The following is a 21,815-nucleotide window of genomic DNA, read 5'->3' as shown; positions in this document are numbered from 1 at the left end:
TACGTGCCCCGGGGAAACGATTCCGCGCGGTGCCGCGGGACCGGAGCCTCAGCGCAGTCCGGTCGGACGGCGCAGCGCCGCCTGGATCAGCCGGTCGATCAGCTCCGCGTAGCCGACGCCGCTCTCCTGCCACATCCGCGGGTACATCGAGATCGGCGTGAAGCCCGGCATCGTGTTGATCTCGTTGATGACGAACCCGCCGTCCTCCGTAAGGAAGAAGTCCGCGCGGACGAGTCCCTCGCAGGACACGGCGTCGTACGCCTCGACGGCGAGCCGCTGGACCTCCGCCGTCTGCTCCTCCGTAAGAGGCGCGGGCACCAGGCCGGCGGCGGCGTCGATGTACTTGGCCTCGAAGTCGTAGAACTCGTGCGACGTGACGGGCGGGATCTCGGCGGGCACGCTCGCGCGCGGGCCGTCCTCGAACTCCAGCACCCCGCACTCGATCTCCCGGCCCCGCAGCAGCGATTCGACGAGGATCTTCGGGTCGTGGCGCTGCGCCTCCTCGATCGCGTCCTCCAGGCCTTCCAGGGCGTCGACCTTGGTGATGCCCATGGACGATCCGGCGCGCGCGGGCTTCACGAAGACCGGCCAGCCGTGCTCGGCGGCGAAGTCCACGATCCTCTTCCGGGCGCCGGACGGATCGCGCTGCCAGTCGCGCGGGCGGATCACCTCGTACGGCCCGACGGGCAGCCCGTACGAGAGGAACACCCGCTTCATGTACTCCTTGTCCTGGCCGACGGCGGACGCCAGAACGCCCGCGCCGACGTACGGGACGCCGGAGAGCTCCAACAGCCCCTGGAGGGTGCCGTCCTCGCCGTACGGGCCGTGCAGTACCGGGAAGACGACGTCGACCTCGCCCAGCGCCTTCGGCACGGAGCCCTGCTCGCTGTAGACGACCTCGCGGTTGCCCGGGTCGACGGAGAGGACGACGCCGCCCTCCGTGGACTCGGCCAGTTCCTCGACGCTCGGCAGCCGGCGGTCGGCGATGCCCATGCGGTCGGGTTCGTCTGCGGTGAGCGCCCAGCGTCCGTCGGTGGTGATGCCGATGGGGAGCACGTCGTACTTCGTACGGTCGATGGACCGCAGTACGGCGCCGGCGGTGACCACCGAGATGGCGTGCTCGGAGCTCCGGCCGCCGAAGACGACCGCCACACGCGGCTTGCGGAGCTGCTGCTCAGGGCTCTGGGGGAGGTTCTCGCTGCTCATATCGCGATGAGGTTACCCGCTGACCGGCGCCGCGTCAGCGGCGTTCGGGCTTGGCGCTGCGCGCCATCAGCTCCTTCACCGCGACGAGCGGGGGCTTCCCTTCGTGGACGATGCTCACGACCGTTTCCGTGATCGGCATGTCGACATCGTGCCGCCGGGCCAGATCGAGCACCGACTGGCAGGACTTGACGCCTTCCGCGGTCTGCGTGCTCGCCGCGATCGTCTCCTCCAGCGTCATGCCGCGCCCGAGGTTGGTACCGAAGGTGTGGTTCCGGGAGAGGGGCGAGGAACACGTCGCGATCAGATCGCCCATTCCGGCGAGTCCGGAGAAGGTGTGCGGGTCGGCGCCCATCGCCAGCCCCAGGCGAGTGGTCTCGGCGAGACCGCGCGTCATCAGCGACGCCTTCGTGTTGTCGCCGAGTCCCATGCCGTCGGCGATGCCGACGGCGAGCCCGATGACGTTCTTGACCGCCCCGCCTAGTTCACAGCCGACCACGTCGGTGTTGGTGTACGGGCGGAAGTACGGCGTGTGGCAGGCCGTCTGGAGCCGGGTGGCGACGGCCTCGTCGGTGCACGCCACGACGGCGGCGGCGGGCTGCCTGGCGGCGATCTCCCCAGCGAGGTTGGGGCCGGTGAGGACGGCGACCCGGTCGGCGGGCGCCTGGGCGACCTCGCCGATCACCTCGCTCATGCGCTTCGCGGTGCCCAGTTCGACGCCCTTCATCAGGGAGACGAGAACGGTGTCCCGGGGCAGCGCGGACGACCAGGCGGCGAGATTGGCGCGCAGCGTCTGCGAGGGGATGGTGATGACGGTGAACTCGGCGTCCCTGGCGGCCTCCGCCGGGTCGGTGGTAGCCCGTACCGAGGAGGGCAGTTCGGCGCCCGGCAGATACTCCGGGTTGGTGCGGGTGCTGTTGACAGCGTCGGCGACCTCGGGGCGGCGGGCCCAGAGCGTCACCTCGCATCCCGCGTCGGCGAGAATCATGGCGAACGCCGTTCCCCACGATCCCGTCCCGAAGACCGCGACGCGCGTCACTGCAACCCCTCTTCCGCGGCCTTGCGCCGCTTCTCTTCCAGAACCTTGCGGTGGTCGTACGGTGCGGCCGGCACCGGCTCGCCGCGTACCTCGGCGAGCAGTTCGGTGATGGCCGCCATGATGACCTCGGTGACCTCACGGAGGATTTCGGGTGTCGGCTCCATCCCGTAGAAACGGGAGAGGTCGATCGCCGGGCCCGCCTTCACGCGCAGCGTCGGACGCGAAAGGAATCGGGACTTCTCCACCTTGGCGTACGGCGGGACCACCAGATTGGCGCCCCACTGCGCGACGGGAATGACCGGCGCCTTCGTAAGGAGGGCGACGCGTGCCGCACCGGTCTTGCCGGTCATCGGCCACATGTCCGGGTCGCGGGTGAGGGTGCCTTCGGGGTAGAAGGCGACACATTCCCCGCGCTCGATGGCGTTCACGGCGGCCCGGAACGCGTCCAGGGCGTTGGAGCTCTCGCGATAGACGGGAATCTGTCCGGTGCCGCGGAGCATCATGCCGACGAAAGGCAGGTCGAAGAGCGCCGCCTTGGCGAGCAGTCGCGGCACCCGGCCGCTGTTGTACTGAAAGTGTCCGTAGGAGAGGGGATCCAGAGCCGAGTTGTGGTTCACCACGGTGATGAATCCACCGTGGGCCGGAATGTGTTCCATCCCCCGCCAGTCCCGCTTGAACAGAACGACCAACGGCGGTTTCGCGATGACCGCTGCCAGGCGGTACCAGAAGCCGATTCTGGGGCGGGACACTCGGACACCTTTCTCTGTGGCCTGGCTTGGGCCGGGCCTGGCTGCCGGGGGCGGGGTGCCGCCCCGGGCCTCTGCCCTGTCGTGGACACCGTACGCCCCGGTCCGCGGACCGGATCTGCGGGCTCCGTTCCCCATTTCGGCGGCACGGTGGGCCCTCCACCGCGCCGTGCGGCGCGATCGGGCCACAATAGAGGGCCGAACGCGTAAGGACGGAGAGCTCGCCACGAACACCGACCCGACGGCCGCCTGGTCCCTGGTGGTCCCGCTCAAGCCGCTCGTGGTGGCCAAGAGCAGGCTCGCCGTGTCGACGGGCGAGCTGCTACGGCCCCAGTTGGCGCTGGCGTTCGCCCAGGACACCGTCGCCGCGGCGCTGGCCTGCCCGGTCGTACGCGACGTGGTGGTTGTGACCGACGACCCGCTGGCCGCGGCCGAACTGACCGCGCTGGGCGCGCGCGCCGTCCCCGACAGTCCGGCGGCCGGGCTCAACGCGGCGTTGGCGTACGGCGCGCGGGCGGTCAGGGCGGACAGGCCGCGGGCTGCCGTCGCGGCTCTCAACGCCGATCTGCCGGCGCTGCGGCCTGCCGAGCTGGCGCGGGTGCTCACCGCCGCCGGGGATTTTCCGCGCGCATTTCTCGCGGACGCCGCCGAAATCGGTACGACTTTGCTGGCCGCCCGTGGCGGCTCGGAATTGAATCCGGCATTCGGCGGGGCTTCGCGGCACCGGCATTTGTCCACGGGCGCGGTGGAAATTGTCCTGGGCGGTGTGGATTCCGTACGGCGGGACGTCGATACCGGAGAGGATCTGCTGGCCGCCGCCGCTCTGGGGCTCGGCCCGTACACGGCGCGGCATCAGGCGGCTCGCGCCCCGGCGTCGGACGGCGCCCCGGACGGCGCGGTGCGCGCTCCGTCCTGCGGCATCCACGGTCCGGTCCGCGATCCCGTCTCCGGGGCGCGGCCGGGGTGCTGACCGATACGCTGGCGGGCATGCAGGCGACCGCGTACACCTTCGAATCCGAGACCCGCAGCGGCAGTGTGCTGCTCGACGACGGGACGCCGGTGGAATTCGACGCCGCCGCGTTCGACGCGGGCGGCCTGCGGCTGCTGCGGCCGGGCCAGCGGGTCCGTATCGAACGCGAGGGCGGGAACAGCGGCAACATCACCCTGGTGACGCTGCAGACGCTCTGAGGGCCGCTGAGGGCCGTCACAACGCCGCGGGCCGGGCTCCCCGAGGGGAGCCCGGCCCGGCGCGTGAGTGGCCCTACGAGCTTGTGCCGCTTACTTGTTCCTCGCGGTGGTCTTCTTGGCGGTGGTGGTGCGAGAGGACACCTTTCGGGCGGGCGCCTTCTTGGCGGTCGCCTTCTTGGCCGGCGCGGTCTTCTTCGCGGTGGCCTTCTTGGCGGTGGACTTCTTCGCGGCCGACTTCTTGGCCGCCGTGGTCTTCTTCGTCGCCGTCTTCTTGGCGGCCGAGGTCTTCTTGGCCGCCCTCTTGGCGGTGCCCGCGACGGCGGTCTTCCTGGCCGCGGCCTTCTTCGCCGTCGCCTTCTTGGCGGTGGCCTTCTTGGCCGCGGCCTTGGCGGTCGTACGGGCGGAAGAACCGCCCGAGAGGCTGCCCTTGGGAGCCTTCTTGACGGCCACGTCGTTCTTGGGAAGCTTCTTCGAGCCACTCACCAGGTCCTTGAAGCCCTGGCCCGCACGGAAACGCGGCACCGACGTCTTCTTGACCCGCACCCGCTCGCCCGTCTGCGGGTTACGCGCGTAACGGGCCGGGCGGTCGACCTTCTCGAACGAACCGAAGCCGGTGACGGAGACCCGCTCACCCGCGACGACGGCGCGGACAACAGCGTCCAGTACCGCGTCGACCGCGTCGGCCGCCTGCTGACGACCGCCGACCTTGTCCGCAATTGCTTCTACGAGCTGCGCCTTGTTCACGTCTTCCCCTTCGGAGACATTGCCAGAACGAAAGTGTTCAAGCTTTTCCGCACGTTAGGCAGATATATACCGCAAATCAAACACGAAACGGGCTAATCACCCTAGTGCCGCAACGAAGTCGACCCCGCGGAGTTCCGCGGCTTCAGTCGCCTTGCGGGAATCGACCCTCGTCGAGGTCCTTCATCAAACGGTCCAGACGACGTGCCGCGTCTAAGAGATCGTGTTTGGCCGCGGCCGTGATGACCAGCAGCTTCCGGGTCAGCGCCATCCGTACGCCCTCCGGGACTTGCAGTGCGCGCACCCTTGTGTGCGCTTCCTTGAGCCGGTCCGCGACCACTCCGTAAAGCTCGAGTTGACTGTCGCGTTCCATGCACCGATTGTGCCATCTGGGGCGAGTTGTCGCCCGACGGGGTCTCAACAAGGCACTGCGCCCCCTACCTGGAGGCAGGGGGCGCAGACGGGTAAAAGCGCTGATCAGACGGCAATTGTGCGGGGCTTGAAGGACGGCCGGGAGGCCTCGTACGAAGCGATGTCCGCTTCGTTCTTCAGGGTGAGACCGATGTCGTCGAGACCGTTAAGCAGGCGCCAGCGGGCGTTCTCGTCCAGCTCGAAATCGGCGGTCACCGTGGCCCCGTCGGGGCCCTCGGCGCGTACCTGACGCGCTTCGAGATCCACCGTCACCGTCGCGGTGGGGTGCGCCTCGGTCAGTTCCCAGAGGTGGTCGACGACGCGCTGCTCCAGAACGACCGTCAGCAGGCCGTTCTTGAGGGAGTTGCCGCGGAAGATGTCGGCGAACCGGGAGGAGATGACGGCGCGGAAACCGAAGTTCTGCAGCGCCCACACGGCGTGTTCGCGTGAGGAGCCGGTGCCGAAGTCGGGTCCGGCGACCAGCACCGAGGCGCCCTGCCGCTCGGGCTGGTTGAGAACGAAGGCCGGGTCCTTGCGCCAGGCCTCGAAGAGCCCGCCCTCGAAGCCGTCACGCGTGACCTTCTTCAGCCAGTGCGCCGGGATGATCTGGTCGGTGTCGACGTTGCCGCGGCGCAGCGGGACGGCCCGGCCGGTGTGTGTGGTGAAAGCTTCCATGACCGCTCAGGCCTCCACGGGGGTGCGGGTGTCGGACAGGTCGGCGGGCGAGGCGAGATGGCCCAGGACGGCGGTAGCCGCGGCGACCTGGGGCGAGACGAGATGGGTCCGGCCGCCCTTGCCCTGCCTGCCCTCGAAGTTGCGGTTCGAGGTCGAAGCGGAGCGCTCGCCGGGCGCGAGTTGGTCGGGGTTCATGCCCAGACACATCGAACAGCCCGCGTGCCGCCACTCCGCGCCCGCGCCGGTGAAGACCTTGTCCAGACCCTCGGACACGGCCTGGAGCGCGACCCGTACGGAGCCGGGGACCACCAGCATCCGTACACCGTCGGCGACTTTGCGGCCGGCCAGGATCGAGGCCGCCGAGCGCAGGTCCTCGATGCGGCCGTTGGTGCAGGAACCTACGAAGACGGTGTCCACCGCGATGTCCCGCAGCGCCTGGCCCGCGGTCAACCCCATGTATTCCAGGGCCTTTTCGGCGGCGAGCCGCTCCGAGGCGTCCTCGTACGAAGCGGGGTCGGGGACCCGCGTCGAGAGCGGCGCGCCCTGGCCGGGGTTGGTGCCCCAGGTGACGAACGGGGCCAGTTCGGTGGCGTCGATGAAGACCTCGGCGTCGAAGACGGCGTCGTCGTCGGTGCGCAGGGTCCGCCAGTACTCGACGGCGGCGTCCCAGTCGGCCCCGTCGGGGGCGTGGTCGCGGCCCCGAAGGTAGTCGAAGGTGGTCTGGTCGGGGGCGATCATGCCCGCCCTGGCGCCGGCCTCGATCGACATGTTGCAGATGGTCATGCGGGCTTCCATCGAGAGCTTCTCGATGGCGGAGCCGCGGTATTCGAGGACGTAACCCTGGCCGCCGCCGGTGCCGATGCGGGCGATGACGGCGAGGATCAGGTCCTTGGCCGTGACGTCGGCGGGCAGTTCGCCCTCGACGGTGATGGCCATGGTGCGGGGGCGGGCCAGCGGCAGCGTCTGGGTGGCCAGGACGTGCTCGACCTGGCTGGTGCCGATGCCGAAGGCGAGCGCGCCGAAGGCGCCGTGGGTGGAGGTGTGGCTGTCGCCGCACACGACGGTGGTGCCGGGCTGGGTCAGTCCGAGCTGCGGGCCCACGACGTGGACGACACCCTGCTCGACGTCGCCCAGCGGGTGCAGCCGGACCCCGAAGTCGGCGCAGTTCTTGCGCAGCGTCTCCAGCTGGACGCGGGAGACGGGGTCGGCGATCGGCTTGTCGATGTCGATCGTCGGGGTGTTGTGGTCCTCGGTCGCGATGGTGAGGTCGAGCCGCCGCACCTGCCGGCCGTTCTGGCGCAGGCCGTCGAACGCCTGCGGGCTCGTGACCTCGTGCAGCAGGTGCAGATCGATGAAGAGAAGGTCGGGCTCGCCCTCGGCGCGCCGGACGACATGGTCGTCCCAGACCTTCTCCGCGAGTGTCCTACCCATCGCTTTCCCTTCGGCCGGCAGCGCCGCCGGCAGTCCTGGAGATATGTGGGGCCCACGCCGGTCCCCCGTGCCCGCGTCGGCTGCGGGCCCGGTTCGGGTGCGGGCCCATGCGTACAGGTTGGCAAGTTCCCCGGAAAATTGAACTTGCGTTTCACAGAGTGAGACGTGAGTATCGTTGCATGGACAACTCTAGCGGCGTCGGCGTTCTCGACAAGGCGGCTCTGGTACTGAGCGCTCTGGAGTCCGGTCCGGCCACCCTCGCAGGGCTGGTCGCTGCGACCGGGCTCGCACGGCCCACGGCCCACCGGCTGGCCGTGGCCCTCGAACACCACCGGATGGTGGCGAGGGACATGCAGGGCCGGTTCATCCTGGGCCCGCGCCTCGCCGAGCTGGCGGCGGCGGCCGGGGAGGACCGTCTGCTGGCGACGGCCGGGCCGGTGCTCACACATCTGCGGGACGTGACCGGGGAGAGCGCGCAGCTCTACCGGCGCCAGGGCGACATGCGGATCTGCGTGGCCGCGGCCGAGCGGCTGTCCGGACTGCGGGACACGGTGCCCGTCGGCTCCACGCTCACCATGAAGGCGGGCTCGTCCGCGCAGATCCTGATGGCCTGGGAGGAGCCGGAGCGGCTGCACCGCGGGCTTCAGGGGGCGCGGTTCACGGCGACGGCGCTCTCCGGGGTACGGCGGCGGGGCTGGGCCCAGTCGATCGGTGAGCGCGAGCCGGGCGTCGCCTCGGTCTCGGCGCCGGTGCGCGGTCCCTCCAACCGGGTCGTCGCGGCGGTCTCGGTGTCCGGGCCGATCGAGCGGCTGAGCCGGCACCCGGGCCGGATGCACGCGCAGGCGATCATCGACGCGGCGGGGCGGCTGTCGGAGGCGCTGCGGCGTACCGGCTGATCGGCCGCGCGGGGCGGCTCACCGGGGCGGGGCCGGGCTCCGCGCCCGCCGACGGTTCACCGCACCGCGGAACCCCCAACTCCGGCCCCGTGTTCGGGGAGTTGACGGAGCTGGAGAGTTCACCACGCCGGCACTCACCCGCCGAGCCGGTCGGCCGCCCGTTCGCCGCGACGGCCCACCGGGACGACCTCCGTGGCCGCGCCGAGGCCGAACGCCGGCATGTTGATGTAGACGCTCTCGTACGAGCCCGCCGGGACGACGTACGTCTCGTGCCAGAAGCCCACCTTGCCCTTGCCGGCGCGCAGCCGCCGGTTGAACTCCGCCCAGGCGGGGCGGTGCTGCCTGTCCGGCGCGGAGGCGTAGGCGAGCAGCTTCTCCTTCGAGTCCCAGTACTGGACGACGTACAGCACCCGCGGGAAGCCCATCAGCGTCTGGAGGCCGATCATCCCGCTGTCCTTGTCCCGTGACACCTCCTTGAGCATCCTCGGCATGGCCGTGAACACGGGCCACCAGCTGCGCAGGGCACGGAAGTTGTTGACGCGCATCCCGATGAGGAAGACGACGACGTCGCCCTTCGCGTCCGCGGTCATCCGGCCGTCGATCAGTTCTGTACGCATGACGATCCCCCTTGGTTCCGGTTGCTTCCGGTTCGTTCCAGCTGATTACGGCCGCGCGGCGGCGGCGTACGGGCGGCACCCCCGTTGGAGAGTGCCGCTATCCATGATTAGATAGTGGCACTCTCCAAGGGAAGGTGCAAGCGGTATGCGCATGGCGGAGCTGAGCGAGCGCAGTGGGGTCCCGACCGCCACGATCAAGTACTACCTGCGGGAGGGGCTGCTCAGACCGGGCCACCGGGTCACCGCCACGCAGTCCACGTACGGCGAGGAGCACCTGCGCCGGCTGCGTCTCGTCCGCGCGCTGATCCAGGTGGGCCGGATGCCGGTCGCGACCGCGCGCGAGGTCCTCGGCGCCATCGAGGACGAGTCCATCGACCACCACGCGCGTCTGGGCTCCGCGATCAGGGCGCTGCCCAACGACGGGGCGCTGGACGCCGCCTTCGAGTCCGGTGAACTGGACGAGGAGACGGAGGCCGCCCGGCGCCGGGCGGACGAGTTGTTCGAGGAACTGGGCTGGACATTCGCGCTGGCGTCGGGCGCCGCGGAGGCCGCGTATCGCGTCCTGGTTGGCGCGATCGCCGGACTGGCCAGGACCGGCTATCCGTGCGAGCTGGCAGACCTGCTGCCGTACGGGCGGCTGGCCGACCAACTCGGCGTCACCGACATCGACATGGTGGAGCGGTACGGGGACCCGTACGAGCAGGTGGAGGCGGCGGTGGCGCTCACGGTGCTGTACGAGCCGGTGCTGCTCAGCCTGCGCCGGCTGGCGGAGGCGGAGGAGTCCAACCGGCGATACAGCCGCGGGAGTTGAGGGCGCCCGAACGAACGGCCCCGGGGACGGGGACAGAGCTGGGGACAGAGAGAAGGCCCTCCGCGATTGCGGAGGGCCTTTTCGTCACGTACCCCCGACCGGATTCGAACCGGCGCTACCGCCTTGAGAGGGCGGCGTGCTAGGCCGCTACACAACGGGGGCCAGCAGGTGGAGCGTTGAGTTGAGCTGGGCTACCAGGACTCGAACCTAGAACAACGGAACCAGAAACCGTCGTGTTGCCAATTACACCATAGCCCAAGGGTGGTTCAGCCTTGCGTTCTGCGTACCCCCGACCGGATTCGAACCGGCGCTACCGCCTTGAGAGGGCGGCGTGCTAGGCCGCTACACAACGGGGGCCCTAGCGATCCTGCATCGACATGTCCGGGTGCGACCCGAAGAAATCGGAGAGAAGGATCTGTACCCCCGACCGGATTCGAACCGGCGCTACCGCCTTGAGAGGGCGGCGTGCTAGGCCGCTACACAACGGGGGCGTTGCAGAAGAACTCTGCGCTGGGCTACCAGGACTCGAACCTAGACTAACGGAACCAGAAACCGTCGTGCTGCCAATTACACCATAGCCCACCAAAACTCAACCCCCGATATGGGGGTTTTGTTTGGGTTTTGCGCCTTCCGGCCAGACCTCGCGGTCTCTGGGGTGGCGCAGGAAGAACATTACCCGATGTGGGACGGCGCTCCAAAACGAGTATCACCGCGCAGCAGAGCGGGAAGGCGGCCCAGATCGGTGATCGTCACGAGCTCGGGGCGGCCGCCGAGCCGCCCCCGGTCGAGCCAGACTCCGGCCAGTCCGGCGGCGGTGGCGCCGCCGGCGTCGATGTCCGGTTCGTTCCCCACGTAGGCGACCTCGGAGGGGTCGAGTTCCAGGGCCTCGCAGGCCGCGTGGAAGGCGGCGGCGTCGGGCTTGGAAACGCCGAGCTCGGCGGCGCACAGGACGGCCTCGAAGTAGTCCCGTACGCCGAGGACACGGAGCTTGCGGTCCTGGTTGTGGATGCTCGAATTGGACAGGACGGCCTGGCGGTAGTCGGGGGCCAGGGTGTCCAGTGCGGCGAGGACGTCGGGGAAGAGTTTCCAGGCGGACTCGTAGTGCGTGACGTAGCGGTCGAACCAGGCGTCGGCGTCGCTGTCGCCGAGCGCCTCCGTACCGAGGAACTGCCGGACGCGGTCGCGGCGCTGCCCCTGGAAGGTCGTCTCGCCGTCGGCGAACCGCAGCCACTGGATGTCGGTGATCTCGCGCCAGTACGCGAGGGCGCGGTCGACGGTGCCGAATCGGCCGGCGAGCCCTTCGGCCGCGAGATGCAGCCGCATACCGGCGCGGTCGGCGGTGGTGTAGTCGAAGAGGGTGTCGTCGATGTCCCAGACGACGGCGCGGATCGGCATACCCCGAAGGTACCGGCCACTCGTACGGGTTCGATGTCTCCGCGGCAGCGTGCGCCGCGGGAGGCAGGCCCTAGCATGGCCGTCCCGTCGCCCCCACCCGCCGAGGGAGTTGATCATGGTCCCTGAAGTGGACCCGGAGGCCTGCGAGAGAACTCCGGAGGCAGTGCGCACGGCGCTGCAGCGGCGTCCCGACTGGTTGCGGGCGTTCGAGCAGGACTGGCTCAGCGCGGCGGCCGACTTCGACCAGGCGGCGCTGGCCGGCGTCGTCGACAAGTGGTTCCCGTTCGCCTGCGCGTGCGCGACCCCGGGCTATCTGGACGACGTGGAGCACACGATCAAGCGCATGTCGGAGGGCGACACCGAGGGCATGGTCTTCCGGGACGAGGAAGGCAACGCCTACGACGCGGAGAACAACCCGGTGGACGTGAGGGGGCACGGGTGAGCGCGTACGCGATCCGGTACGCGGACCGGGCGGCCCGCTGCAAGGCCGCGCTGACCGCGCCTCAACGCGACGCCCTCTCCGTGCTGGAGAAACGGCTCGCCGTCAATCCGTTCGGCCCGCCCGCGACGAGCAACCGCGACAACAGCTGGTCGGCGGCGTTCGCCGGTGGCTTCGTGACGTACGTCGTGTCGAACCGGCACGTCGTGATCAACGTCGTCGATCTCGTGGCCCTCCGACCGGCGCCTGGCGCCGTAGGACGCGGCCAAGGGGTGGCTCCCCGTCGGGCGCCACCCCTTTGTCGTCTGTCCGGAGCGCTACCGCGTGAGCTTCGTCAGCGTCGTGTCGATGCGGTGCAGGGTGCGGTCCTTGCCGAGGATCTCCAGGGACTCGAACAGCGGCAGGCCCACCGTGCGGCCGGTGACCGCGACGCGGACCGGGGCCTGGGCCTTGCCGAGTTTGAGGCCGTGCTCCTCACCGGCCGCGAGGACCGCGTTCTTCAGGGACTCGGCGCTCGACCAGTCCGCGTCCGCCAGCTTCGCGCGGGCCGTCGTGAGCAGCGCGGCCGGGTCGCCCTTCATCGCCTTCGTCCAGGACGCCTCGTCCTCGACCGGCTCGTCGAGGAACAGGAAGTCCACGTTGGCCGTGATGTCGGACAGCACCGTCACACGCGTCTGCGCGTACGGGGCGATCGCCTCGAAGGCCGCCTGGTCGAAGTCCTCCGGGGCCCAGTTGGCGTACGGGGCCCGCAGCCACGGGGCGCAGGCCTCCATGAAGGTCTTCACGTCCAGCTGCCGGATGTGGTCCGCGTTGATCGCCTCGGCCTTCTTCAGGTCGAAACGCGCCGGGTTGGCGTTGACATCCGTGATCTCGAAGGCGCCGACCATCTCCTCGCGGGAGAAGACGTCCTGGTCGGCGGAGAACGACCAGCCCAGCAGGGACAGGTAGTTGAGCAGCCCGTCGGGCAGGAAGCCGCGCTCGCGGTAGAGGTTGAGCGAGGCCTGCGGGTCGCGCTTGGAGAGCTTCTTGTTGCCCTCGCCCATCACATACGGCAAGTGGCCGAACTGCGGCACGAAGTGGGCGACGCCCAGCCCCATCAGCGCCTGGTAGAGCGCGATCTGACGGGGCGTGGAGGAGAGCAGGTCCTCGCCGCGCAGGACGTGGGTGATCTCCATCAGCGCGTCGTCGACGGGGTTGACGAGGGTGTAGAGGGGCGCCCCGTTGGCGCGGACGATGCCGTAGTCGGGCACGTTCTCCGGCGTGAAGGTCAGCTCGCCGCGGACCAGGTCCGTGAAGGTGATCGGCTCGTCGGGCATCCGGAAGCGGACGATGGAGGTGCGGCCCTCCGCCTCGTACGCCGCCTTCTGCTCGGCGCTCAGGTCCCGGCAGTGGCCGTCGTACCCGGAGGGGCGGCCCGCGGCGCGCGCGGCGTCACGGCGGACCTCCAGCTCCTCGGGGGTGCAGTAGCAGTGGTACGCGTGGCCGGCGGCGAGCAGCTTGCCGGCGACGTCCCGGTAGATGTCCATCCGCTGCGACTGGCGGTACGGCGCGTGCGTGCCGCCCACCTCGGGGCCCTCGTCCCAGTCGAGCCCGAGCCAGCGCAGCGAGTCGAGCAGCGCCTCGTACGACTCCTCGGAGTCGCGCGCGGCGTCGGTGTCCTCGATGCGCAGGACCAGGGTGCCGCCGTGGTGGCGGGCGAACGCCCAGTTGAAGAGGGCGGTGCGGACCAGGCCCACGTGGGGGTTGCCGGTCGGCGATGGACAGAAACGTACGCGGACGGTCGCGTTAGCCACGCTTGATCACCTTGTTGGTGAGAGTGCCGATACCTTCGATGGTGACGGCGACCTCGTCGCCGACGTTGAGGGGGCCGACCCCCGCGGGGGTGCCCGTGAGGATGACGTCGCCCGGGAGCAGTGTCATGGCCTCGGTGATGTGCACGACGAGGTCCTCGACGGAGCGGATCATGTCGCGGGTGCTGCCCAGTTGGCGCTGTTCGCCGTTGACGGTGCACTGGACGGCGAGGCCGTCGGCGACCGCCGGCAGACCGATGGAGGTCTCCACCCAGGGGCCGAGCGGGCAGGAGGTGTCGAAGCCCTTGGCGCGGGCCCACTGCTTCTCGCGCCGCTGGGTGTCGCGGGCGGTGATGTCGTTGGCGCAGGTGAACCCGAGGATCACGTCCTTGACGCGCTCGCGCGGGACCTCGCGGCACATACGGCCGATGACGACGGCCAGTTCGGCCTCGTACTGGACGTCCGATGAGAACGACGGGTACTCGATGGCGTCACCGGAGCCGATCACCGAGGTGGTGGGCTTGAAAAAGGTGATCGGCGCCTCGGGCACCTCGTTGCCCAGCTCCGCCGCGTGCGCCGCGTAGTTGCGGCCCACGGCCACGACCTTGTTGGGCAGCACGGGCGGGAGCAGCCTGACCTTGCTCAGCGGGACCTTGGTGCCGGAGAGCTCGAAGTCGGCGTACGGAATGCCCTTGATGATGTCGAGGACGAGGCCGGCGGCCGTACCGCCGGTGCCGTCCTCCTCGACCGCGCCGAAGGCGACATTGCCGTCGATGGAGAATCTGGCGATGCGCACGGGTTGCTGTCGCCCCTTACTTTGCTGCTGGCTGGCTGACTGGAGACTGACGTCCCAGATTAGAGCCTGGCGCGGTGAGGGGCGGCGGCCGACGCGGTGCGTGGCCGCCGGGCGGCGTGCCCTACTGTGCGACGGGGGCGTCGATCAGCGTCGTACGCTGCGGATTGGCCGTGCGGACCGGCAGGTCGACGGAGTGTTCCCGCTCGACGGGCGGGAGGAGTTCCCCGGCGTCGTCGAGGTTCGCCAGCGTCGTGCGGCGGGGGTTGGCGGTGTTGCGGAAGATCTTCGTCGTCTTCATGGGTTGCTTCAGACCTTGTCGGGGTACGGGTGCTCAGGAGCGCCGGTTGTCGAATGTGCCGTCTCTGTAAAGCGTCAGGCTAAACACCTAATTCCCCGCGAAAGCCCGGAGGCAGCAGCGATCTCCATGTGAGTTTGCTCACGACCTGCCGGGCAATTCGCCCATCAGGGACAGTGGTCGAGACCGGTGGAAACGGACAATGCGCTACCGAACCCGCCATTCCTCTCCTGATCATCAGGACTGGGGCACCCCGCACCCACAAGGGACTCGTTCCGGGAAGTCCGTTTCCTCCCCGAACACCTTCTACCGATCGTCACGCGTCACTCACAACGTGTCACACAGGTCACAGCCAGGTACACGGCCCTTGTTGGAGATCCTGCTCTGTGCTGAAATTCCACGCACCGCCGCGGGTTCTTCAGGACGGCGCGTAAGGGCGCGACGCGGCGCCGAGTGGCATGCGGGGAAGGGGAGCATCGCCGGTCACTCAACGACCACCTTGGAGCGCACTCTGCGCTCCACGACGCCGACACCGTCCCGCCGTTCTGCGGGGGGACGCCTGGTCCAGAGGTTGCGACGCTAGTGCAGGGACGTTTCAAGAGGGATAGCAGCGCTGCGGCGGAGCAGGAGCCCCGCGGCGGAACCGACCGCGGCTCCTCGCCCCAGCACACCCAGAACCCGGGCCCGGGTCCGGTCGGCGAGGGTGGTGATCGGGGTGCCAAGACCGGTGCGGCGCCTGGTGGCGACGCCCCGGAGACCGCGCCCAAGTCGCAGTCCACGGACGCGGGTTCGCGAATAGCTCTGCGCAACTGGCGGATCAGCACACGCCTGGTGGCGCTGCTCACCCTGCCGGTGGTCGCGGCCACCACGCTGGGCGGACTCCGTATCAACGAGTCCATGAACGACATGAAGCAGCTGGAGCACATGCAGTTGCTGACCAAGATGACCAAGGAGGCGACCAGCCTCGCCGCCGCGCTCCAGGCGGAACGTGACGAGTCGGCAGGTCCGCTCACCAACGGCGCGAACCCCAACGACTTCAAGGTGCAGGACCGTCGTACGAAGACGGACCGGGCCAAGAAGGCGTTCCTCGGCGCCACCGTCGACATCGGGAACACCGACGGCGACCAGGCGCTGGAGTCGATCCGCGCCAACGTCAGCCAGATCGCGACCCAGGTCAACAAGATCCAGGAAATCCGCAAGGACGCGTACGACACGGACGCCACGCACTCCCTGACGGTCGACGCCTACAGCGGTCTCATCGACTCGCTGCTGAGCCTCTCCCAGGACATGGCGCAGGCGACCAGCAACCCGGACATGATCAAGCGGACCCGCGCCCTGGCGGCCTTCTCCTCCGCCAAGGAGTACGCGTCGATCCAGCGCGCGATCATCGCCTCCGCGCTCCCCGCCGACCCGAAGCAGAAGGGCGATCTCAACGAGAACGACCGGCTGTACGGTCTGGCGGCGGCCACCAAGGGCGACAACGCCCTCGCCTCCTTCGACGCGTTGTACGAGTCGATGGGCGGCAACGCCGAGGAGCTGACGGCGCCGCTCAGCGGCAAGGGCAACCCCGAGATCAACGCGGCCGACGAGTACGCGCAGCGGGTTCTCGGCATCTCCGGCGGTCTGGAGGGGCGGCCGAACCGCTCGTACCTCGACTGGACCGACCAGGCGTCCGCCAAGATCAACGCGATGAACATCATCGAGCAGACGCTGCTCGGTGAGATGGAGAACAAGGCGCGCCAGCTGAAGGAGAAGTCGCAGCAGGACGCGCTCATCAACGGTGCGCTGATCCTCGTCGTCCTCGGCGTCTCGCTGGTCGGTGCCTTCGTCGTCGCCCGCTCCATGATCCGCTCGCTGCGGCGCCTCCAGGAGACGGCCACCAAGGTCGCCCAGGACCGGCTGCCCGAGCTGGTCAAGCAGCTCTCCGAGGCCGACCCGCAGGACGTGGACACCTCCGTCGAGTCGGTCGGTGTGCACTCCAGGGACGAGATCGGAAAGGTCGCCGCGGCCTTCGACGACGTGCACCGCGAGGCCGTCCGACTGGCCGCCGAGCAGGCGCTGCTGCGAGGCAACGTCAACGCGATGTTCACCAACCTCTCGCGCCGCAGCCAGGGTCTGATCCAGCGTCAGCTCTCGCTGATCTCCGAGCTGGAGTCCCGTGAGGCCGACCCGGACCAGCTCTCCTCGCTCTTCAAGCTGGACCACCTCGCGACCCGTATGCGCCGTAACGGCGAGAACCTGCTGGTCCTCGCCGGTGAGGAACCGGGCCGTCGCTGGACCCGCCCCGTCCCGCTGGTCGACGTGCTCCGTGCCGCGGCCTCCGAGGTGGAGCAGTACGAGCGGATCGAACTGGCCTCGGTGCCCACGACCGAGGTCGCAGGCCGCGTCGTCAACGACCTCGTGCACCTGCTCGCCGAGCTGCTGGAGAACGCGACATCGTTCTCCTCGCCGCAGACGAAGGTCCGCGTCACCGGTCACGCGCTGCCCGACGGGCGCGTGCTCGTCGAGATCCACGACACCGGTATCGGTCTCTCGCCGGAGGACCTGGCGGCGATCAACGAACGGCTCGCGTCGCCGCCCACCGTGGATGTCTCGGTCTCGCGCCGCATGGGTCTGTTCGTGGTCGGCCGGCTCTCCCTGCGGCACGGCATCAGGATTCAGCTGCGCCCCTCCGACTCCGGCGGCACGACCGCGCTGGTCATGCTGCCCGTCGATGTCGCCAATGGCGGCAAGAAGATGCCGCCGCGCCCCGGCGCCGGCGCGCAGGGCGGCGCGGGCGGACAGTCGCCCGGCGGCCAGGGCGCCCTCGGTGGCGGCCAGTCCGGTATCGCCGCTGGGCTCGCGGGCGGCGCTGCTGCCCGTGAGGCGGGCGCGGGCGGCGGCGGACGTCTCGCCGGTCCGCCCTCGCGCGGCCAGGTCGGTGCCGGTACGGGGCCGCGTGCCGCGCTGCCGGCCAGGAACGGGATGCAGAGCGGGCTGCCCACCAGGCCGCAGTCCGGTCCGCCGCAGGATCAGCAGCGGCCGGGCGCGGGCCAGGGTGCCGGGCAGGGGCCGGGACAGCCGAGCCTGTTCGGTACGAGTCCCCGTGAGCAGGGTCCGGGCCGTCAGGGGGCCCAGCCGGGCCCCGGCCGGCCGTCGGGTCCGGTGCCGCAGGCCGGTGGCCGGCTCGCCCGGCCCGGTCAGAGCCTCTCCAGCCCGAACGGACGGGGCGGCCCCGGCAACCGCGACCGTGGCGCCTTCCCGCAGGGTGCGACGGGGCCGGCCGGCGGACCGCCGCCGGTGGACCGCGGCCGTCAGCTGCCGCCGCCCGGCGGACCGCGCGCCGAGCTGCCGGGGGGCAACCCGCAGCCGCCGCAGCGCCCGCAGCGTCCCGGGACGAGTGCGACGACCACCTGGGGTACGGGGCAGCAGCCCGCGCAGCCCGCACCGGGGCGGTTCTCGCCGGACACCCCGCGCGGCCACGAGGAGCCCGAGAACACCGGTCAGTTCGCGAGGCCGTCGGCGGGCCAGGGCCAGGGGCCCGGCTCCACCGCCGAGTTCGCGCGTCCCGACTTCGACGGTCCGAGGCCGGACCTGAACGCCGCCCCCGGCGGTTTCGGCGGCGGCAGCGGATACAGCGACACGGGCTCCCACCCGATCCCCAACTCGGGCGACGTAAATGCCGGTTGGCAGGGTCAGGGCCGGGACCAGGGGTCCACGGAACAGTTCCCCCGGCCGGACTTCAACGCGCCCCGTCCCCCGGAGCCGTCCGCGGCGCCCGGCGCCCCGAACCCCGATCTCTTCGGCCAGAACCCGCCGCCCGGACAAGGCGGTCCGAGCCTGGACCAGGGCCAGGGCCGTCCCGACTTCGGCCAGAACGGCCCGAACCGCGCCGACTTCGGCGCACCGCGTCCGCCGGTCGGCGCGCTTCCCCAGCAGCCGCAGCCGGAGGCACTGCCCCCGGCCGGGCCGGGCGACGGCCGTACGCCGCTGTTCGACACGCTGGAGACGAACTGGTTCCACGGGCAGCAGAGCGGCGGCCCCGGCCGCCCCGCGCAGCCCGAGGTACCCGGCGTACCGGCACCGCCCGAGCAGCAGCCGTTCCAGCAACAGCCCTTCCAGCCGCAGGCCCCGCAGGGGATGCCGGACCGGCCGGTCTCCCCTCCGCCGATGCCGCAGCGGCAGCCGGCGAACGGCGACGCGAACGGCAACGGCGCCGTCACGTCCTCCTGGCGCACGTCACCCAATGACGAGCTGGTACGCCAGGCCGAGCGGGTCAAGAAACCCGCCGCGGGCGGAATCACCACCTCAGGTCTGCCTCGGCGGGTCCCGCGTGCCAACCTGGTACCGGGAACCGCTCAGGAGCAGAGCAACCAGACCGGTCCGCAGGTCTCGCGTTCGCCGGATGACGTACGCGGCCGGCTGACCAACCTTCGCCGGGGAATTCAGCAGGGTCGTCAGGCCGGCGGCCGTACCGCCGACAGCTCGACGACCGGCAGTTTCAACCTCGGCCCCTCTCACCAGCAGGAGCGTTAGTTGAGTCCGATGAGCCAGGCGGCGCAGAATCTGAACTGGTTGATCACCAACTTTGTGGACAACACCCCCGGGGTGTCCCACACAGTGGTCGTATCCGCCGACGGCCTGCTGCTGGCCATGTCCGAGGGTTTCCCGCGTGACCGTGCCGATCAACTCGCGGCCGTCGCGTCGGGTCTGACCTCACTGACCGCGGGAGCTTCCCGGATCTTCGAGGGCGGGCCTGTGACCCAGACCGTCGTGGAGATGGACCGCGGTTTCCTCTTCCTCATGTCCGTCTCCGACGGCTCCTCACTCGCGGTGCTCGCACACCCCGACTGCGACATCGGCCTGGTGGGCTACGAGATGGCCCTCCTGGTCGACCGGGCAGGCACGGTACTGACACCGGACCTGCGCGCCGAGCTCCAGGGGAGCCTGCTGCACTGAGGCTTCCAGGTACCGCCCACAGCGCCAACCACCGTCAGGCCGCGAACCGGCCCCACCCCGGCCCAGTCGGACGGCACGCAGACATCTTGCTGTCACGCCCGGAGGATTCATGACCCCGCCACCCGCCTCTCACGATCCGTACGGCGCCTCAGTCGACGCGTCCTACGGACATGAGGGCGACCAGCCGTTGGTACGTCCGTACGCCATGACCGGCGGCCGGACGCGGCCGCGGTACCAGCTCGCCATCGAGGCACTGGTCAGTACGACGGCCGATCCGGCTCATCTCGCCGGGCTGCTCCCCGAGCACCAGAGGATCTGCCATCTCTGCCGCGAGGTGAAGTCCGTCGCCGAGGTGTCGGCACTGCTGTCCATGCCGCTCGGTGTGGCGCGCATCCTCGTGGCCGACCTGGCCGAGGCAGGCATGGTGGCCATCCACCAGCCGGGTAACGGAGAGGCCGGCGGCACGCCGGATGTGACACTGCTCGAAAGGGTGCTCAGTGGACTTCGCAAGCTCTAGCGGCGGAGCGGCGCGCTCGACGACCTCCGCGAAGATCGTGGTGGCGGGTGGGTTCGGCGTGGGCAAGACCACGTTCGTCGGCGCCGTCTCGGAGATCAACCCGCTGCGTACCGAGGCCGTCATGACCAGCGCCTCCGCCGGGATCGACGACCTCACTCATACCGGGGACAAGACCACCACGACGGTGGCTATGGACTTCGGCCGTATCACGCTCGACCAGGACCTGATCCTGTATCTGTTCGGTACGCCCGGACAGGACCGTTTCTGGTTCATGTGGGACGACCTCGTACGTGGCGCGATCGGCGCCGTGGTACTGGTCGACACCCGCCGTCTCGCCGACTGCTTCCCGGCCGTCGACTACTTCGAGAATTCGGGACTTCCGTTCGTCATCGCCCTCAACGGCTTTGACGGACACCAGCCCTATACGCCCGAGGAAGTACGCGAAGCGCTCCAGATCGGCCCGGACGCCCCGATCATCACGACCGACGCCCGGCACCGCGCCGATGCCAAGAGCGGGCTGATCACTCTGGTCGAACACGCACTCATGGCTCGCCTCAAGTAGACGATTCCGTACGGCAGTTGCCGTAGCGCGGACCCGGTGTGGGCTGTGTCTTTTGACATAGCCCACACCGGTGTTCATAACATTTCGAAAGAGAATTCACGCCGCTCGAACACTCGACGCGTTCGGGTGGTATCCCTGCGCTCACATCGCCCTTGCCTTTTGGCGGGGCTCGTTCTTTATGCCCGTTTTATCTGAGGTATGGACCACTCGGAATGGCTGATTCCCACTGTTTGGAACGGGACCGCCTCACGTGCTGGAATTCCCTGAACTCCCCAGTAGTGCGGACCTGAACGAAAAACGGCACAGCGTACGTAGGTGCCGACGCCGAGAGGTTGTTGGTCGAGTGAGGCGTAGGAAGACGAGCTCCGCGGAGCAGGCGGCGCGGGGCAACTTCACCCCGCCGCGGCGTACAGCGGCGCCGCCTGCGGACGCACCAGGGAAGCCCCCGGTACCCGGCGGCGGCAGTCGGCTGTCCCCGCGCAACTGGCGGGTTCCGACCCGGCTGAACGCGATCCTCCTCATACCCGTGCTCGTCGGCCTCGTCACGGGCGGCTTTCAGGTCAAGGGCTCCATCGACACCTGGCAGGAGGCGCAGGACGCGGAGCGGACCGCGCTCGTGGTGCGGGCGGCGTCCGATTACGGCCAGGCCCTGCTCAACGAGCGCGACCTCACCGCCCAGCCCCTGCTGACGAACAAGCGCGACGACAAGGTCGTCGTGGACGCCAGGGCGGCCACCGACGCCGCGAAGGCCACGTTCGACCACGCCGTCGCCTCCATGCCCGAGGACGAGGGTCTGGAGCGGCGGCTGCGGCTCTTCCGCACGGAAGAGCCCAAGCTGGACACGATCCGCAAGACGGCGTACACGGCGGGCGTCGAGACGCCCGACAAGACCGGCCGCAACGGCGGCCCCGTGGCGACCGAAGAGGGCTATGTGCTGGTCCAGCACTCCCTCATGGAGTTCTCCAACGAACTGGGCCTCGGCACCGGCAACATCACCAGCTACGGCCGTACGGTTTACGCCATCCAGCTCGCCAAGGCCGCCACCTCGCTCCAGCGCTCCATCGGTCTGCACCTGCTGGTGCGCCCGAGCGAGAAGCCGGCGGTCAGGGCCGGCCAGTCGATCGCGTTCTCCTCCTACGCCTACCTGGAGGACATCGCCGTCGCCGAGTACGTCTCCGGCGGCACCGACGAGGACACGGCCAAACTCCAGAAGGTGATGGCCGACAAGACCGCCGAGGGCGCGAAGAAGCTCGCGGCGGCGCGGCAGCAGGCCGCGGCGGCGGGCCAGAAGTTCATCGCCCCGCCGGCCCAGGAGGGCTCGGTGG

At 69.8% G+C, this 21,815-nt stretch carries 22 protein-coding genes and 5 tRNA genes; 10 read left to right on the top strand and 17 right to left on the bottom strand.

Going from position 1 to position 21,815, the window contains the following annotated elements; all coding sequences use genetic code 11:
- Positions 1–48: 48 nt before the first annotated feature.
- The 3 genes from ACFWV8_RS07820 to ACFWV8_RS07810 are packed head-to-tail and all read right to left on the bottom strand — an operon-like array spanning position 49 to position 2,991.
- Positions 49–1,206, bottom strand: a complete 1,158-nt coding sequence (locus ACFWV8_RS07820; RefSeq protein ID WP_329381014.1) for a D-alanine--D-alanine ligase family protein — start codon at positions 1,204–1,206, stop codon at positions 49–51.
- Positions 1,207–1,240: 34 nt separating this feature from the next.
- Positions 1,241–2,242 carry an NAD(P)H-dependent glycerol-3-phosphate dehydrogenase gene (locus ACFWV8_RS07815; RefSeq protein ID WP_329381017.1) on the bottom strand — a complete coding sequence of 334 codons (1,002 nt, stop codon included), beginning with the start codon at positions 2,240–2,242 and terminating at the stop codon, positions 1,241–1,243.
- The gene (locus ACFWV8_RS07810) at positions 2,239–2,991 is read right to left on the bottom strand and encodes a lysophospholipid acyltransferase family protein (protein ID WP_384198880.1); all 753 of its coding nucleotides are present in this window, start codon (positions 2,989–2,991) and stop codon (positions 2,239–2,241) included. Before ACFWV8_RS07810 ends, ACFWV8_RS07815 begins: the two co-directional genes overlap by 4 nt.
- A 187-nt stretch (positions 2,992–3,178) precedes the next feature.
- Here ACFWV8_RS07810 and cofC point away from each other — a divergent pair, with 187 nt between their 5' ends.
- Positions 3,179–3,958, top strand: coding sequence for a 2-phospho-L-lactate guanylyltransferase (gene cofC, locus ACFWV8_RS07805; RefSeq protein ID WP_384198975.1), 780 nt, complete (start codon positions 3,179–3,181; stop codon positions 3,956–3,958).
- Positions 3,959–3,975: 17 nt separating this feature from the next.
- The gene (locus ACFWV8_RS07800; protein ID WP_384198879.1) at positions 3,976–4,176 is read left to right on the top strand and encodes a hypothetical protein; all 201 of its coding nucleotides are present in this window, start codon (positions 3,976–3,978) and stop codon (positions 4,174–4,176) included.
- Between the two features lie 90 nt (positions 4,177–4,266).
- Here the strand turns inward: ACFWV8_RS07800 and ACFWV8_RS07795 are convergent, their stop codons facing one another.
- The 4 genes from ACFWV8_RS07795 to leuC all read right to left on the bottom strand — a co-directional run bounded on the left by ACFWV8_RS07795 (position 4,267) and on the right by leuC (position 7,434).
- Positions 4,267–4,920, bottom strand: coding sequence for an HU family DNA-binding protein (locus ACFWV8_RS07795; protein ID WP_384198878.1), 654 nt, complete (start codon positions 4,918–4,920; stop codon positions 4,267–4,269).
- A 142-nt stretch (positions 4,921–5,062) separates the two neighbouring features.
- The gene (locus tag ACFWV8_RS07790; protein ID WP_147878303.1) at positions 5,063–5,290 is read right to left on the bottom strand and encodes a hypothetical protein; all 228 of its coding nucleotides are present in this window, start codon (positions 5,288–5,290) and stop codon (positions 5,063–5,065) included.
- Between the two features lie 104 nt (positions 5,291–5,394).
- Complete coding sequence (gene leuD / locus ACFWV8_RS07785) at positions 5,395–6,003, bottom strand: 3-isopropylmalate dehydratase small subunit (protein ID WP_384198877.1); 609 nt, start codon at positions 6,001–6,003, stop codon at positions 5,395–5,397.
- A 6-nt stretch (positions 6,004–6,009) separates the two neighbouring features.
- A complete protein-coding gene (gene leuC / locus ACFWV8_RS07780; RefSeq protein WP_384198876.1) occupies positions 6,010–7,434 on the bottom strand; it encodes a 3-isopropylmalate dehydratase large subunit in 1,425 nt (474 codons plus the stop codon).
- 179 nt (positions 7,435–7,613) lie between these two features.
- Here leuC and ndgR point away from each other — a divergent pair, with 179 nt between their 5' ends.
- The gene (gene ndgR / locus ACFWV8_RS07775; RefSeq protein ID WP_329381031.1) at positions 7,614–8,330 is read left to right on the top strand and encodes an IclR family transcriptional regulator NdgR; all 717 of its coding nucleotides are present in this window, start codon (positions 7,614–7,616) and stop codon (positions 8,328–8,330) included.
- Positions 8,331–8,464: 134 nt separating this feature from the next.
- On the opposite strand, the gene ACFWV8_RS07770 is transcribed toward ndgR, so the two are convergent.
- The gene (locus ACFWV8_RS07770; protein WP_384198875.1) at positions 8,465–8,947 is read right to left on the bottom strand and encodes a DUF4188 domain-containing protein; all 483 of its coding nucleotides are present in this window, start codon (positions 8,945–8,947) and stop codon (positions 8,465–8,467) included.
- 145 nt (positions 8,948–9,092) lie between these two features.
- Between ACFWV8_RS07770 and ACFWV8_RS07765 the strand changes: the two genes are divergently transcribed.
- Positions 9,093–9,758 carry a MerR family transcriptional regulator gene (locus tag ACFWV8_RS07765; RefSeq protein ID WP_384198874.1) on the top strand — a complete coding sequence of 222 codons (666 nt, stop codon included), beginning with the start codon at positions 9,093–9,095 and terminating at the stop codon, positions 9,756–9,758.
- Between the two features lie 89 nt (positions 9,759–9,847).
- Here the strand turns inward: ACFWV8_RS07765 and ACFWV8_RS07760 are convergent.
- From ACFWV8_RS07760 to ACFWV8_RS07735, 6 genes are all read right to left on the bottom strand, one after another.
- A tRNA-Glu gene (locus tag ACFWV8_RS07760) sits at positions 9,848–9,920 on the bottom strand.
- Between the two features lie 24 nt (positions 9,921–9,944).
- A tRNA-Gln gene (locus ACFWV8_RS07755) sits at positions 9,945–10,016 on the bottom strand.
- Positions 10,017–10,042: 26 nt separating this feature from the next.
- A tRNA-Glu gene (locus ACFWV8_RS07750) sits at positions 10,043–10,115 on the bottom strand.
- A 61-nt stretch (positions 10,116–10,176) separates the two neighbouring features.
- Positions 10,177–10,249 (bottom strand) — tRNA-Glu (locus tag ACFWV8_RS07745).
- 19 nt (positions 10,250–10,268) lie between these two features.
- A tRNA-Gln gene (locus ACFWV8_RS07740) sits at positions 10,269–10,340 on the bottom strand.
- Positions 10,341–10,430: 90 nt separating this feature from the next.
- A complete protein-coding gene (locus tag ACFWV8_RS07735) occupies positions 10,431–11,153 on the bottom strand; it encodes an HAD family hydrolase (protein ID WP_384198873.1) in 723 nt (240 codons plus the stop codon).
- Positions 11,154–11,268: 115 nt separating this feature from the next.
- Between ACFWV8_RS07735 and ACFWV8_RS07730 the strand changes: the two genes are divergently transcribed.
- Positions 11,269–11,595, top strand: coding sequence for a hypothetical protein (locus ACFWV8_RS07730; protein WP_384198872.1), 327 nt, complete (start codon positions 11,269–11,271; stop codon positions 11,593–11,595).
- Between the two features lie 314 nt (positions 11,596–11,909).
- Here ACFWV8_RS07730 and gltX read toward each other — a convergent pair whose 3' ends face one another.
- The 3 genes from gltX to ACFWV8_RS07715 all read right to left on the bottom strand — a co-directional run bounded on the left by gltX (position 11,910) and on the right by ACFWV8_RS07715 (position 14,476).
- Positions 11,910–13,385, bottom strand: coding sequence for a glutamate--tRNA ligase (gltX, locus tag ACFWV8_RS07725; protein ID WP_384198871.1), 1,476 nt, complete (start codon positions 13,383–13,385; stop codon positions 11,910–11,912).
- A complete protein-coding gene (locus tag ACFWV8_RS07720; RefSeq protein ID WP_384198870.1) occupies positions 13,378–14,178 on the bottom strand; it encodes a fumarylacetoacetate hydrolase family protein in 801 nt (266 codons plus the stop codon). The genes gltX and ACFWV8_RS07720 overlap by 8 nt, the downstream gene beginning before the upstream one ends.
- A gap of 121 nt (positions 14,179–14,299) precedes the next feature.
- The gene (locus ACFWV8_RS07715) at positions 14,300–14,476 is read right to left on the bottom strand and encodes a hypothetical protein (protein WP_384198869.1); all 177 of its coding nucleotides are present in this window, start codon (positions 14,474–14,476) and stop codon (positions 14,300–14,302) included.
- 579 nt (positions 14,477–15,055) lie between these two features.
- Between ACFWV8_RS07715 and ACFWV8_RS07710 the strand changes: the two genes are divergently transcribed.
- The 5 genes from ACFWV8_RS07710 to ACFWV8_RS07690 all read left to right on the top strand — a co-directional run.
- Positions 15,056–18,988 (top strand): nitrate- and nitrite sensing domain-containing protein, encoded by a 3,933-nt coding sequence (locus tag ACFWV8_RS07710; protein WP_384198868.1) that lies wholly within the window; start codon positions 15,056–15,058, stop codon positions 18,986–18,988.
- A gap of 9 nt (positions 18,989–18,997) precedes the next feature.
- Positions 18,998–19,411 carry a roadblock/LC7 domain-containing protein gene (locus tag ACFWV8_RS07705; RefSeq protein ID WP_023538416.1) on the top strand — a complete coding sequence of 138 codons (414 nt, stop codon included), beginning with the start codon at positions 18,998–19,000 and terminating at the stop codon, positions 19,409–19,411.
- A 109-nt stretch (positions 19,412–19,520) separates the two neighbouring features.
- Positions 19,521–19,928: a DUF742 domain-containing protein gene (locus ACFWV8_RS07700; protein ID WP_189105262.1), complete on the top strand. Its 408-nt coding sequence runs from the start codon at positions 19,521–19,523 to the stop codon at positions 19,926–19,928.
- Entirely contained in the window at positions 19,909–20,490 is a 582-nt protein-coding gene (locus ACFWV8_RS07695) for an ATP/GTP-binding protein (RefSeq protein ID WP_078074889.1), read from the top strand. The genes ACFWV8_RS07700 and ACFWV8_RS07695 overlap by 20 nt, the downstream gene beginning before the upstream one ends.
- 343 nt (positions 20,491–20,833) lie before the next feature.
- Positions 20,834–21,815 (top strand): nitrate- and nitrite sensing domain-containing protein (locus ACFWV8_RS07690; protein WP_384198867.1); only part of this gene is annotated, 982 nt, incomplete at its 3' end.

It is taken from the genome of Streptomyces sp. NPDC058665 (assembly GCF_042714995.1).
In the GTDB taxonomy this organism is placed as follows: Bacteria; Actinomycetota; Actinomycetes; order Streptomycetales; family Streptomycetaceae; genus Streptomyces.
The sequence above is the reverse complement of the archived record's forward strand: the minus strand, read 5'-3'. Positions and strand labels throughout refer to the sequence as shown.